Consider the following 13,288-nt stretch of genomic DNA (forward strand, 5'->3'; position numbering starts at 1 on the left):
TAAGATAGAGGCTTGTAGCGTACCGCTATTCCTATCAGGAATCCTTTGGATAAAAAATATGAATTTGAGTAATTCGACCCAGGCTCTTAGGATCACCCTATAAATAAGGGGCTATTCGTCCTTGAATAGAAACACGCTGATGAGGGAACCGCTGATGGCCGGCAAAACGCTCTACGACAAGCTCTGGGAAATGCATGAGGTGAAGCGCCGTGACGATGGTTCGTCGCTGATCTACATCGACCGTCATATCCTTCACGAAGTGACCTCGCCGCAGGCCTTCGAAGGGCTGCGTCTGGCTGGGCGCAAGCCGTGGCGCATCGACGCCAACATCGCTACCCCGGATCACAACGTGCCGACCACCAAGGCCGAGCGTCAGGGCGGTCTGGAGTCCATCGCCGATGAGGTCTCGCGCCTTCAGGTGCAGACCCTCGACGAGAACTGCGACGACTTCGGTATTCTCGAATTCAAGATGAACGACGTGCGCCAGGGTATCGTCCATGTGGTCGGCCCGGAGCAGGGTGCGACCTTGCCGGGCATGACCGTGGTCTGCGGCGACTCCCACACCTCGACCCACGGCGCCTTCGGTGCGCTGGCCCACGGCATCGGCACCTCCGAGGTCGAGCATGTGCTCGCCACCCAATGCCTGGTGGCGAAGAAGATGAAGAACATGCAGGTTCGCGTGGAGGGCCAGTTGCCTTTCGGCGTGACGGCCAAGGACATCGTCCTCGCGGTGATCGGCAAGATCGGTACCGCCGGTGGCAATGGCCATGCCCTGGAGTTTGCCGGCAGCGCGATCCGCGAGCTGTCGCTGGAAGGGCGCATGACCATCTGCAACATGTCGATAGAGGCGGGCGCCCGGGTCGGTCTGGTGGCGGTGGATGAGAAGACCATCGCCTATGTCGAAGGCCGTCCGTTCGCCCCCAGGGGCGCGGATTGGGACAAGGCGGTCGCGCAGTGGCAAGACCTGGTGTCCGACGCCGACGCGCATTTCGATAAAATCGTCGAGTTGCGTGCCGAAGACATCAAGCCGCAAGTCAGTTGGGGCACGTCGCCGGAAATGGTCCTGGCCGTCGATCAGCGCGTGCCGGATCCGGCGGTCGAGGCCGATCCGGTCAAACGCGATTCCATCGTGCGGGCCCTCAAGTACATGGGCCTGAGTGCCAATCAGGCGATCACCGATATCCAGCTGGATCGTGTGTTTATCGGCTCCTGCACCAACTCGCGGATCGAAGACCTGCGCGCCGCTGCAGCCGTGGCCAAGGGCCGCAAGGTCGCATCGACCATCAAGCAGGCCATGGTGGTGCCGGGCTCGGGCTTGGTTAAAGCCCAGGCCGAGGCGGAAGGCTTGGACAAGATTTTTGTCGAAGCCGGCTTCGAATGGCGTGAGCCGGGCTGCTCCATGTGCCTGGCGATGAACCCGGACAAACTCGGCAGTGGCGAGCATTGTGCCTCCACCTCCAACCGCAACTTCGAAGGGCGTCAGGGCGCCGGTGGCCGTACCCACCTGGTCAGTCCGGCCATGGCGGCGGCAGCGGCGGTGACCGGTCACTTTATCGACGTACGCGAATTGACCCGGCCTTAAGGAGAGCGAAGATGAGAGCCTTTACCCAACACACCGGCCTGGTCGCTCCTTTGGATCGCGCCAACGTCGACACCGATCAGATCATTCCCAAGCAGTTCCTCAAGTCGATCAAGCGCAGTGGCTTCGGCCCCAATCTGTTCGACGAATGGCGCTACCTGGATATCGGTCAGCCCAACCAGGACAGCTCCAAGCGTCCGCTCAATCACGATTTCGTGTTGAACGCGCCGCGTTATCAGGGCGCCAGTGTGCTGCTGGCACGGGAGAACTTCGGTTGCGGCTCCAGTCGCGAACACGCGCCCTGGGCGCTGGAAGAGTACGGCTTCCGCGCGATCATCGCGCCGAGCTTTGCTGACATTTTCTACAACAACAGCTTCAAGAACGGCCTGTTGCCGATCGTCCTCGACGAAAACGATGTCGATGAGCTGTTCCAGCAGAGCGAAGCCAGCGAAGGCTACCAACTGACCGTCGACCTGGCGGCGCAGACCGTGACCCGCCCGGACGGCAAGCAATACGGCTTCGAGGTGGATGCCTTCCGCAAGCATTGCCTGCTCAACGGTCTGGACGATATCGGCCTGACTCTGCAGGGTGCCGAGGCGATCAAGGCCTTCGAAGTCGATTACCAGCAGCGCAGCCCCTGGCTGTTCGGCTCGGTCAAGTAGGGTGCGCTGTGCGCACCATTGAATAAAAGGTCTGGTGCGCACGGCGCACCCTACGGCGCATTGAGGACAAGATGAGCAAACAGATTCTGATTCTGCCCGGCGACGGTATCGGTCCGGAAATCATGGCCGAGGCGGTCAAGGTGCTGCAGCTGGCGAACGAGAAGTTCGACCTTGGGCTCGAGCTGTCGTTCGATCAGCTGGGCGGCGCCGCCTATGAGCAATACGGCGTGCCGCTGGCCGACGAGACCCTGGCGCGCGCCCGCGCCGCCGATGCGATTCTGCTCGGTGCGGTGGGTGGCCCCCAGTGGGATGCCATCGATCCGGCCCTGCGCCCTGAGCGCGGCCTGCTGAAGATCCGTTCGCAGCTGGGTCTGTTCGCCAACCTGCGTCCGGCCATCCTCTACCCGCAGCTGGCCGATGCCTCGTCGCTCAAGCCGGAAGTGGTCGCCGGTCTGAATATCCTGATCGTGCGTGAACTGACCGGCGGCATCTATTTCGGCAGTCCGCGTGAATCGCGCGTGCTGGAAAATGGCGAGCGCATGGCCTTCGACACCCTGCCGTACAGCGAAAGCGAGATCCGCCGTATCGCCCGGGTCGGTTTCGACATGGCCCGTGTCCGCGACAAGAAGCTCTGCTCGGTGGACAAGGCCAACGTGCTGGCCTCCAGCCAGCTGTGGCGCACCGTGGTCGAGGAAGTGGCCCAGGATTACCCGGATGTCGAGCTCAGCCACATGTACGTGGATAACGCGGCGATGCAGTTGGTACGCGCGCCCAAGCAGTTCGATGTAATGGTCACCGACAACATGTTTGGCGACATTCTGTCGGATGAGGCTTCCATGCTCACCGGTTCTATCGGCATGCTGCCGTCTGCTTCGCTGGATGCCAACAACAAGGGCATGTACGAGCCATGCCATGGTTCGGCGCCGGACATCGCCGGGCAGGGCATTGCCAACCCGCTGGCGACCATTCTTTCGGTCTCGATGATGCTGCGCTACAGCTTCAGCCAGAGCCAGGCCGCCGCTGCCATCGAGCAGGCGGTCAGCAAGGTGCTGGATCAGGGCCTGCGCACCGGCGACATCCATTCCGTCGGTACGACCAAGGTCGGCACCGCCGCCATGGGTGATGCGGTAGTCGAGGCGTTGCGTAGTCTGTAATCTTCCAGGTTCTCCGGAAAGTTTCCGGCGGTCTGTTCATATAGGTGTAGTGGTTATGAAACGTGTAGGTCTGATCGGTTGGCGTGGCATGGTCGGTTCCGTGCTGATGCAGCGCATGCTGGAAGAGCAGGATTTCGACTTGATCGAACCGGTGTTCTTCACCACCTCCAATGTTGGCGGTCAGGGGCCGGCCATCGGCAAGGACATCGCCCCGCTGAAGGATGCCTACAGCATCGACGAGCTGAAGGGCCTGGATGTGATTCTCACCTGTCAGGGTGGCGACTACACCAGCGAAGTCTTCCCCAAACTGCGCGAGGCCGGCTGGAAGGGTTACTGGATCGACGCCGCGTCCTCGCTGCGCATGGTCGATGACGCGGTGATCGTGCTCGATCCGGTCAACCGCAAGGTGATCGACCAGCAACTGGATGCAGGCACCAAGAACTATATCGGCGGCAACTGCACCGTCAGCCTGATGCTGATGGCTCTGGGCGGTCTGTACGAAGCCGGTCTGGTCGAGTGGATGAGCGCCATGACCTACCAGGCGGCGAGCGGTGCCGGCGCGCAGAACATGCGCGAGCTGATCAAGCAGATGGGCGCGATCAATGCCTCGGTTGCCGACGACCTGGCGAACCCGGCCAGTGCCATTCTGGATATCGATCGCAAGGTGGCCGAGGCCATGCGCAGCGAGTCCTTTCCGGTGGACAACTTCGGCGTGCCCTTGGCTGGCAGCCTGATTCCCTATATCGACAAGGAACTGCCCAACGGTCAGAGCCGCGAAGAGTGGAAAGCCCAGGCCGAGACCAACAAGATCCTCGGTCGCTTCAAGAACCCGATTCCAGTGGACGGTCTCTGTGTGCGCATCGGCGCCATGCGCTGCCACAGTCAGGCGTTGACCATCAAACTGAACAAGGACGTGCCGCTGTCCGACATCGAAGGTCTGATCAGCCAGCACAATCCCTGGGTCAAATTGGTGCCGAATCAGCGTGAAGCCAGTATCCGTGATCTTGGGCCAACTGCCGTCACCGGCACCCTGAGCGTGCCGGTCGGGCGTTTGCGCAAGCTGAACATGGGCTCGCAATACCTGGGCGCCTTCACTGTCGGTGACCAGCTGCTGTGGGGCGCCGCCGAACCGCTGCGCCGTATGCTGCGGATTCTGTTGGAGCGTTGATAACGTCGCCGTGAGTTTTGCCTGAGCGTGCCCCGCTGGAATGAATAGGAGCGAGTGGTGTCGATGATCGAGATGTTGAGCGATCATCGGCACAGCTGGCTCCTTTGCATTTGTGGGGCTGCGCTATACAGTGCGGTGCTTATTCCGTCAGAAGCCTGTCCATGACCCGTACCTTTGATATTGCCGTGATCGGCGCCACCGGCAGTGTTGGCGAAACCCTCGTGCAACTGCTCGAAGAGCGCGATTTCCCCGTGGCCAATCTGCACCTGCTGGCCAGCGGCGAGTCGGCCGGGCGTTCGCTGTCGTTCAAGGGCAAGAATCTGCGGGTGCGGACCCTGGAGTCTTTCGATTTCTCCAGCGTCGGCCTGGTTTTCTTTGCCGCCAGTGAGGCGATTACCCGTAGCTATGCACCCAAGGCACATGCGGCCGGTTGTTCGCTGATCGATCTGGCCGCCGCTTTGCCGGCCGAGCAGGCGCCTCGGATTGTGCCTGAAGTGAATTCCGAGGTTTTGAAAACGCTCGGCGCACCCTATCAATTGACCAGTCCGAGCCCCTCGGCGATTGCCGTGGCGGTGGTGCTGGCCGCTCTGCGCGAGCAGATCAATGTGCTGCGTGTGGCGGTTACCGCGTGTTTGGCTGTTTCCAGTCGCGGACGTGAAGGCGTGTCCGAGTTGGCGCGGCAAACCGCCGAGCTGCTTAACGGTCGTTCATTCGAGCCACAGTTGTTCGGCCGCCAGGTTGCCTTTAATCTGCTCGCTCAAGTGGATGTGCCGGATAGCGACGGCCATGGGATGCTGGAAAAGCGCCTGGCCAGTGAGCTCAAGGAGTTGTTTGCTCGGCCGCAGTTAAAGGTTTCGGCAACCTGTATTCAGGCGCCTGTGTTTTTTGGCGACAGCCTCAGTGTGTCGCTGCAGGCAGATGCTGCTGTCGATCTGCCGGCGATTTGTACGGCTTTGCAGGCATCCACCGCCCTGGAGTACATCGAGCCGGGCGATTATCCGACGGCTGTGGGCGATGCGGTGGGTCAGGATGTGGTGTATGTAGGCCGCGTTCGGGGTGGGCAGAATGACCCCACTGAACTCAATTTGTGGATTGCGTCTGATAATGTGAGGAAAGGCGCTGCCTTGAACGCTGTGCAATTGGCTGAGTTATTGATAAAACACTATCTGTAAAAGATACTTAGCTGGAAATCTGAATAATCTTTCGAGCTTGGCAACATTGGCTGAGTTGATTGCTGAATGGGGAACCACCTTCGGGTGGATGCAGGCAGCAGCTATCAAGACCCTCTCGGATATCGAGAAAAAAAGATAAAACAAGGGAAAACGCTATGGTTCGGGTTCGCAAACTGGTGCTGGCAATCGCAGCTGCTTCGGCACTGTCCTCCGGTATGGCGCACGCGCTGGGGCTGGGTGAAGTGACCCTGCAGTCGGCGCTGAATCAGCCGTTGGTGGCTGAGATCGAATTGTTGGAGGTGCGCGACCTGGCTTCCAATGAGTTGCTGCCGAACCTGGCATCCCCTGAAGAGTTCACCAGGGCCGGGGTCGATCGCCAGTACTTTCTGACCGACCTCAAGTTCACCCCGGTACTCAAGCCTAACGGCAAGAGCGTCATCCGCGTGACCTCGAGCAAGCCGGTGCGTGAGCCTTATCTGAACTTCCTGGTCGAGGTGCTGTGGCCCAATGGCCGTCTGTTGCGCGAGTACACGCTGCTGCTCGATCCGCCCCTTTACTCGCCGCAAACCGCTGCCGCGGCTGCGCCACAACTACCGGTAGCTGCTCCGGCACCACGCGCACAAGCCAGTGCTCCCGTTCAGCGTGCAGCCCCGCAATCCAGTGCGCCTGTCGCTGCGCCAAGCACCTTGCAAGGCGACGAATACAAGACCACTGCCAATGACACTCTCTGGGAGATCGCCCAGCGTGTGCGCGGTGGAGGCAGCGTGCAGCAAACCATGCTGGCCATTCAGGATCTGAATCCTGACGCCTTTATTGGCGGCAATATCAATCGCCTGAAGAACGGCCAGGTGTTGCGTCTGCCTCAAGAGCAGCAGATAGGCAGTCGTGCCCAGGCCGAAGCCGTGGCCCAGGTCGCCGAACAGAATGCGGCCTGGCGCGAGAGACGTAATGTCGCTACCGGCGCCCGCCAGCTGGATGCAACCAGGCGCAGTGTCGCTGGCGCGGCACCGGCCGAGGCAAAAGCTCAGGACAGCCTAAAACTGGTCGCCGCCGATACCGGCAAGGCCGCCAGTGGCAGTGAGGCAGGTGCCGCCGACAGCAAGGCGCTGACCGACAAGCTGGCGGTGACCCAGGAAGGTCTGGATTCCACCCGCCGCGAGAACGAAGAGCTGAAAGGGCGCATGGGCGACCTGCAGGGTCAGCTCGATAAATTGCAGCGTTTGATTCAACTGAAAGATGATCAGCTGGCCAAGCTGCAGGCGGATCTCGCCGCGCAAGGGCAGGCGCCTGCCTTGGAAACCCCAGCCGTAGCGGCAGTGCCAGCAGCGCCAGTTACTGCGCCGGTTGTCCCAGTAGAAGCCCCGGACTTCAATTACAGCGAGGAGCCCGCGGCTACAGAGGCTGAGGCTGAGCCCCAGCAGCCGGTCGCTCAGCCGGCTGTAGCCGTTGAGCCTGCAGCGCCGCCCGTCGCCGAGGCGCCGCCAGCTCCGGTGGCCAAGGCCGCAGCTCCGGTTACTCCGGCAAAACCAGTTGAGCAGCCGCCACAGCTCAGTACTCTCGATGATCTGCTTGCCAACCCCATGCTCCTGGGGCTTGCCGGAGGCGGCGCGTTGCTGGTGCTGTTGATCGGGTTGATGATGCTGTCGCGTCGCAACGCATTGAAGGAAGCCGAGTTGCACGAAAGCCTGGCTGCCGAGAACCGTGACAATAATCTTGATAGCGATATGGAGTTGCCGGCCGACAGTTTTCCCGATGACATCCTCGACAGCCCGGCTACCGCTGAGCCAGGGGAAGAGCGTGTGATTGCGCAGACCAGCGATGCGCTGGGCGAGGCAGACATCTATATCGCCTATGGTCGTTTCAATCAGGCTGCCGAGTTGTTGCAGAATGCCATCAACGATGAACCGCAACGCAGTGACCTGCGGCTCAAACTGATGGAGGTTTACGCCGAACTGGGCGACCGTGAAGGCTTCGCCCGCCAGGAAAGCGAATTGGGTGAAATTGGTGGTGCCTCCGCCGAGGTCGAGCAATTGAAAGGCAAGTATCCGGCAATAGCGGCTTTGGCCGGCGCTGGAGTGGCTGCCGCTACCTTGGCCGATGATGATTTTTCCAGCTTCAGCCTGGATGATCTGACCCTGGATGACCCTGGCCAGCCGGCTGCTGCGGCAGGTGATCTGGATGATGCCTTCGATCTGAGTCTGGATGATCTTGAGTCCGACCTTGATGCCGACCTCGAGCGTGACCTGAATGCTCCGCCTGCCGATGCTGCGCTGGCCGACCTGGACAGCCTGTCGTTGGATAGTGACCTGGATCTGACTGCTCCGGCCGAGTCGGTTGCGGACAAAGACGATGAAATGGAGTTCGATCTGAGCCTTGACGATGAGCCCGCCGACAGCCTTGAACTGGGTGAGGATCTGGCGGGTTTCAGCCTGGATCTGGACAGCGAAAGCAAGTCGACCGAAGCCGAAAGCGAAACCGATGAGTTTCTGTTGAGCCTGGACGACGAGCCGGCAGTCGAGTCCACTGCAGATGAGCTGGCCGGGTTGAGTCTCGACCTGCCGGGTGAGTCCGAGGGGGGCGATTTCGACCTGTCCGACGATTTCGATCTGTCGCTAAGCGATGAGGCTCCGGCAGAGCCTGGCAGTGATAGTTTCGCTGCCCAGCTCGATGAAGTGACCGCGGAGCTGGATCAGTTGTCGGAGAGTCTGGATCAGCCGGCGCCTGTCGCTGCACCTGTTGCTGCGCTGCAAGGGGCGGATCTGGATGGCGACGATGATTTCGACTTCCTTTCGGGGACCGATGAAACCGCGACCAAGCTGGACCTTGCGCGCGCCTATATCGATATGGGCGATGCCGAGGGTGCGCGTGACATCCTCGATGAAGTAATCGCCGAAGGTAACGATGATCAGCAGCAGGAAGCGCGCGAGCTGATCGCTAACTTGGTTTGATCCATGTCTGATGCAATACCCGCTGCGGCAGCCGAATTGGCTGCCGTTGGCATTTACAGAATCGCCCTCGGGGTCGAATACCGAGGCTCGCGTTACCATGGCTTTCAGCGTCAGCGTACCGGCGTGCCGACGGTCCAGGGATCCCTGGAAAAAGCCCTGTCGAAAGTGGCTGGTGGCGCTCCGGTTACCTTGAGCTGTGCCGGGCGCACCGATGCACTGGTGCACGCCAGTGCTCAGGTGGTGCATTTCGATACGCCGGTCGAGCGCTCGATGCTCGCCTGGGTCATGGGTGCCAACAGGAACCTGCCGACCGATATCAGTGTGGTGTGGGCCAAGCTGATGCCGGCGCACTTCGATGCGCGCTTCTGTGCCATGGCCAGGCGTTACCGCTATGTGATCTACAGTGACCAGATTCGCCCGGCGCACATGGCCGAGGAGGTGACCTGGAATCATCGGCCACTGGATATCGAGCGCATGCGCGAAGCGGCTCAAGCCTTTGTCGGTACGCATGACTTCAGTGCCTTTCGGGCGCGTCAGTGCCAGGCCAAGTCGCCGATCAAGACGGTGCACCATCTGAAGTTGATCGAGCATGGTCGCTTTATCGTTCTGGATATTCGGGCCAATGCGTTCCTCCATCACATGGTGCGCAATATTGCCGGAGTGCTGATGACCATCGGCGCCGGCGAGCAGCCGGTGGAGTGGGCGCGTGCGGTGCTGGAAACCGGAGTTCGCCGTACGGGTGGGGTGACCGCGCACCCATACGGGTTGTATCTGGTGCAAGTCGACTACCCGCAGGAGTTCGATCTGCCTATGCGGTATCTCGGTCCGCACTTCCTCTCGGGGCTGCCGGACGTGGCGGCAGACGTCTAGACATTCATTTGCTACCATCGATTCTTTATTGGGGGTATTCGCCCGTTGTCAGTCGTTCGCAGCAAGATCTGTGGAATTACCCGCTTGGAAGACGCATTGGCTGCTGTTGACGCCGGTGCCGACGCTATTGGCCTGGTGTTTTATGCCAAGAGTCCGCGAGCCGTAACTGTGCAGCAGGCGCAGGTGATATTGGCGGCGTTACCGCCGTTCGTGACCACTGTGGGTCTTTTCGTCGATTGCGAGCGCAGCGAGTTGAACGCAATTCTCGATGTGTTGCCGCTTGATCTGTTGCAGTTCCATGGCGATGAGTCTCCGGCCGCCTGTGAGGGCTTTCGCCGGCCCTATATCAAGGCGTTGCGGGTCAGGCCGGGTGACGACATTGCCGCGCAGATAGGCTTGTACGGCTCTGCCTCAGGTGTTTTGCTGGACACTTTCGTGCCGGGCGTGCCGGGCGGGACTGGTGAGGCGTTCGACTGGTCATTGGTGCCGCAGGGTTTGTCTGTCCCGATCATTCTGGCGGGAGGCTTGACGCCGGAGAACGTGCGCGTTGCTATCGAGCGGGTGCAGCCCTATGCGGTGGATGTCAGTGGAGGCGTCGAGGCGAGCAAGGGTTTGAAGGACAGTGACAAGATTCATGCGTTCGTCCGTGCAGTCAGGAGTGCCTGAGTCAATGCTCGTGCGATGTGACGGCTCTGCAGACTTGGCCGTCCATAACCCTGATGCAGTGACCGCCTTTGGCAGTCGAGGCCAAGGTGGCGGACAGCCCCTATTGAGACTGTCCTCGTGAATTTGCTTGGATGTGCCGGCAAGGCCCTGTGCCAGACGCCTGTTCGAGCCCACAGTTTTGGAGAATCAAGAGCATGAGCAACTGGTTGGTAGACAAACTGATCCCATCGATCATGCGGTCCGAAGTCAAGAAGAGTTCGGTGCCCGAAGGCCTCTGGCACAAATGTCCTTCCTGTGATGCGGTGCTGTACAAGCCTGAGCTGGAGAAGACTCTGGATGTCTGCCCCAAGTGCAACCACCACATGCGCATCAACGCACGTGCGCGCCTGGACATCTTCCTCGATGCCGAAGGCCGCGAAGAAATCGGCGCGGAACTGGAGCCGGTTGATCGCCTGAAGTTCCGTGATAGCAAGAAGTACAAGGACCGCCTGGCTGGCGCGCAGAAGCAGACCGGCGAAAAAGACGCGCTGATTGCCATGCGCGGGACGCTTGAGTCGATGCCCGTGGTGGCCTGTGCCTTCGAGTTCTCCTTTATGGGCGGTTCGATGGGGGCGATCGTTGGTGAGCGTTTTGTGCGTGCGGCTAACGTGGCGCTGGAGCAGCGTTGTCCGTTTGTGTGCTTCTCCGCTTCGGGCGGTGCGCGCATGCAGGAGGCGCTGATATCCCTGATGCAAATGGCCAAGACGTCTGCGGTACTGGCGCGTCTGCGTGAAGAAGGTATTCCGTTTATCTCGGTGTTGACCGACCCGGTTTATGGTGGCGTTTCCGCGAGCCTGGCCATGCTCGGTGATGTCATCGTTGCCGAACCCAAGGCGCTTATCGGTTTTGCCGGTCCGCGCGTTATCGAGCAGACGGTGCGTGAAAAGCTCCCGGAAGGTTTCCAGCGTAGCGAGTTCCTCATCGAGCACGGTGCCATCGACATGATCATTCATCGCGAAGAGTTGCGTCCACGCCTGGCCAGACTGCTGGCTCAGTTTATGGGGCGGCCGTCGCCCGTTGCTGATGCGTTGCCGGTCACTGTATGACCGAACGCTCTCTGGCCGATTGGTTGGCGTACCTGGAAAAATTGCATCCAAGCGCCATTGATATGGGGCTGGAGCGCTCCAGGGTGGTGGCGCAGCGTTTGGGTTTGTCCAGGCCCGCGCCGCGGGTGATTACGGTCACCGGCACCAATGGCAAGGGGTCGACCTGTGCGTTTCTCGCCGCCTTGCTGCGGGAGCAGGGGCTCAAGGTCGGGGTGTACAGCTCACCCCACCTGCTGCGTTACAACGAGCGGGTGCAGATCGCCGGTGCCGAGGCCGGCGATGCCGAGCTTTGCCAGGCATTCACGGCTGTTGAGGCCGCGCGTGGCGAGATTTCCCTGACCTATTTCGAGATGGGTACCCTGGCAGCTTTCTGGTTGTTTCAGCGTGCAGACTTGGATGCCGTGGTGCTGGAGGTCGGGCTGGGCGGGCGACTGGATGCGGTCAACCTGATCGATGCCGATCTGGCCCTGGTGACCAGTATCGGCATCGATCACGCGGAATGGCTGGGCGACAACCGTGAGTCGGTAGCCTTCGAAAAGGCCGGTATCTTTCGCGCTGGCAAGCCGGCCTTGTGCGGAGATCTCGATCCGCCACAGGCGTTGCTGGACCAAGTGGCGCTGCTGGATGCGCCGTTTTTTTTGCGCGGCCGCGATTACGATCTGCATGTTGAGGGGCAAGGCTGGTCCTGGTTTGGCTTGAATGGCAAGGGCGAGGTCGTGCGTCTGCAGCACTTGCCCCTGCTCGATCTGCCGATGGAAAATGCCGCGTTGGCGCTGCAAGCCTATGCCTTGCTCGATCTGCCCTGGCAGCCTGAGCGAATCGTCAGTGCCTTGTCGAGTACTCGGGTAACCGGTCGCCTGGATCGCAGAACGCTGACTTGGCAGGGTAAGCCACTCACGCTGTTGCTGGATGTTGGGCATAATCCCCACGCGGCCGAGTATTTGGCGCAGCGCTTGTCTGGCAGGCCGCTGGCCGGCAAGCGCTGGGCGGTGTTCGGTCTGCTGGCCGACAAGGACTTGGTTGGAGTGGTAACGCCCTTGCTCGATGAGGTCGTGGATTGGGCTGTGGCGCCGCTGCCGACCAGTCGCACCCGCCCGGCCGGCGAGCTGCAGGCGTATTTGCACAATTGTGGCGCGCAGGTGACGGCCCATGCCGATGTGCAGGCGGCGTTGCAGGCACAATGTACGCGGGCGGCGGCAGGCGATGAAGTACTGCTGTTTGGGTCTTTTTACTGCGTGGCCGAGGCCCTGGACTGGCTGGCCCGCCATGCCAAGGGGGAGGGGCAGGATGGCTTTGCTGGATAAAGTATTGAGACAGCGCATTGTCGGTGCCTTGGTGTTGGTGGCCTTGGCGGTGATTTTTCTGCCCATGCTGTTGTCGCGTGAAGACGAGTTGCGTCGTGTGGTGGTCGATGCGCCTGCGATGCCGAAGGCTCCGGCCATGCCGCAGATTGAAATGCAGCCCGTAGTCGTGCCAGAACCGCAGGAGTTGCCCGAGGAGTTGCAGCCCATTGCCGAGGCCCCGGCCCCGGCGGAAGCGGCGCCGGCACCAGAGCCAGAGCCAGAGCCTGAACCGGTGGTAGCGGCCCCTGCACCAGACAGTGCTCCGACACAAGCTCCTGCCAGCCGCCTGGATGCCAACAGCTTGCCGGTTAGTTGGTCGGTGCAGTTGGCCAGTCTGTCCAGTCGCACGGGTGCGGAAACTCTGCAGAAAACCCTGCGTAGTCAAGGCTATAACGCCTATATCCGTAGCGTGGACGGGATGAACCGAGTGTTCGTCGGGCCCGTGATCGAGCGAACCGAAGCCAATCGCTTGCGTGAGCAGTTGAATCGACAGCACAAGCTCAGCGGCTTTGTCGTGCGCTTTCAGCCAGAACGCGGTTAGCCCACTGCCGCGCCATCGCCGAGTGGCGCTCCGGTGCGCGCGCAATGCGCAATTCGGGGGTGTGAAAAATATACAGACCCGTTGCCGTAGACGGGTTTTT

11 protein-coding genes are annotated in these 13,288 nt (G+C 60.9%); all 11 read left to right on the forward strand.

Going from position 1 to position 13,288, the window contains the following annotated elements; genetic code table 11:
* Window positions 1-154 precede the first annotated feature (154 nt).
* The 11 genes from leuC (at window position 155) to R3355_RS16865 (ending at window position 13,188) form a co-directional block, all read left to right on the forward strand.
* On the forward strand, window positions 155-1,582 hold the full coding sequence (leuC, locus tag R3355_RS16815) for a 3-isopropylmalate dehydratase large subunit (protein ID WP_318962208.1): 1,428 nt from the start codon (window positions 155-157) through the stop codon (window positions 1,580-1,582).
* A gap of 11 nt (window positions 1,583-1,593) precedes the next feature.
* On the forward strand, window positions 1,594-2,241 hold the full coding sequence (gene leuD / locus R3355_RS16820; RefSeq protein ID WP_318962209.1) for a 3-isopropylmalate dehydratase small subunit: 648 nt from the start codon (window positions 1,594-1,596) through the stop codon (window positions 2,239-2,241).
* 71 nt (window positions 2,242-2,312) lie between these two features.
* On the forward strand, window positions 2,313-3,395 hold the full coding sequence (gene leuB / locus R3355_RS16825) for a 3-isopropylmalate dehydrogenase (RefSeq protein WP_318962210.1): 1,083 nt from the start codon (window positions 2,313-2,315) through the stop codon (window positions 3,393-3,395).
* A 55-nt stretch (window positions 3,396-3,450) separates the two neighbouring features.
* A complete protein-coding gene (gene asd, locus R3355_RS16830) occupies window positions 3,451-4,563 on the forward strand; it encodes an aspartate-semialdehyde dehydrogenase (protein ID WP_318962211.1) in 1,113 nt (370 codons plus the stop codon).
* Window positions 4,564-4,724: 161 nt separating this feature from the next.
* Entirely contained in the window at window positions 4,725-5,735 is a 1,011-nt protein-coding gene (locus R3355_RS16835) for an aspartate-semialdehyde dehydrogenase (RefSeq protein ID WP_318962305.1), read from the forward strand.
* 155 nt (window positions 5,736-5,890) lie between these two features.
* The gene (locus R3355_RS16840; RefSeq protein ID WP_318962213.1) at window positions 5,891-8,683 is read left to right on the forward strand and encodes a FimV/HubP family polar landmark protein; all 2,793 of its coding nucleotides are present in this window, start codon (window positions 5,891-5,893) and stop codon (window positions 8,681-8,683) included.
* A 3-nt stretch (window positions 8,684-8,686) separates the two neighbouring features.
* The gene (gene truA / locus R3355_RS16845) at window positions 8,687-9,553 is read left to right on the forward strand and encodes a tRNA pseudouridine(38-40) synthase TruA (RefSeq protein ID WP_318962215.1); all 867 of its coding nucleotides are present in this window, start codon (window positions 8,687-8,689) and stop codon (window positions 9,551-9,553) included.
* A gap of 45 nt (window positions 9,554-9,598) precedes the next feature.
* The gene (locus R3355_RS16850) at window positions 9,599-10,219 is read left to right on the forward strand and encodes a phosphoribosylanthranilate isomerase (protein WP_318947796.1); all 621 of its coding nucleotides are present in this window, start codon (window positions 9,599-9,601) and stop codon (window positions 10,217-10,219) included.
* A gap of 194 nt (window positions 10,220-10,413) precedes the next feature.
* A complete protein-coding gene (gene accD / locus R3355_RS16855; RefSeq protein WP_318962216.1) occupies window positions 10,414-11,304 on the forward strand; it encodes an acetyl-CoA carboxylase, carboxyltransferase subunit beta in 891 nt (296 codons plus the stop codon).
* Window positions 11,301-12,608 (forward strand): bifunctional tetrahydrofolate synthase/dihydrofolate synthase, encoded by a 1,308-nt coding sequence (gene folC / locus R3355_RS16860; RefSeq protein ID WP_318962217.1) that lies wholly within the window; start codon window positions 11,301-11,303, stop codon window positions 12,606-12,608. Before accD ends, folC begins: the two co-directional genes overlap by 4 nt.
* Window positions 12,592-13,188, forward strand: a complete 597-nt coding sequence (locus tag R3355_RS16865) for an SPOR domain-containing protein (RefSeq protein WP_318962218.1) — start codon at window positions 12,592-12,594, stop codon at window positions 13,186-13,188. The genes folC and R3355_RS16865 overlap by 17 nt, the downstream gene beginning before the upstream one ends.
* Window positions 13,189-13,288: the final 100 nt, after the last annotated feature.

This window comes from Pseudomonas sp., from assembly GCF_033723075.1.
Lineage (GTDB): Bacteria > Pseudomonadota > Gammaproteobacteria > Pseudomonadales > Pseudomonadaceae > Aquipseudomonas.

Coding starts and splice junctions, on each gene's coding strand:
- leuC (WP_318962208.1), top strand. CDS start 155: ATGGCCGGCAAAACGCTCTACGACAAGCTCTGGGAAATGCATGAGGTG.
- leuD (WP_318962209.1), top strand. CDS start 1,594: ATGAGAGCCTTTACCCAACACACCGGCCTGGTCGCTCCTTTGGATCGC.
- leuB (WP_318962210.1), top strand. CDS start 2,313: ATGAGCAAACAGATTCTGATTCTGCCCGGCGACGGTATCGGTCCGGAA.
- asd (WP_318962211.1), top strand. CDS start 3,451: ATGAAACGTGTAGGTCTGATCGGTTGGCGTGGCATGGTCGGTTCCGTG.
- R3355_RS16835 (WP_318962305.1), top strand. CDS start 4,725: ATGACCCGTACCTTTGATATTGCCGTGATCGGCGCCACCGGCAGTGTT.
- R3355_RS16840 (WP_318962213.1), top strand. CDS start 5,891: ATGGTTCGGGTTCGCAAACTGGTGCTGGCAATCGCAGCTGCTTCGGCA.
- truA (WP_318962215.1), top strand. CDS start 8,687: ATGTCTGATGCAATACCCGCTGCGGCAGCCGAATTGGCTGCCGTTGGC.
- accD (WP_318962216.1), top strand. CDS start 10,414: ATGAGCAACTGGTTGGTAGACAAACTGATCCCATCGATCATGCGGTCC.
- folC (WP_318962217.1), top strand. CDS start 11,301: ATGACCGAACGCTCTCTGGCCGATTGGTTGGCGTACCTGGAAAAATTG.
- R3355_RS16865 (WP_318962218.1), top strand. CDS start 12,592: ATGGCTTTGCTGGATAAAGTATTGAGACAGCGCATTGTCGGTGCCTTG.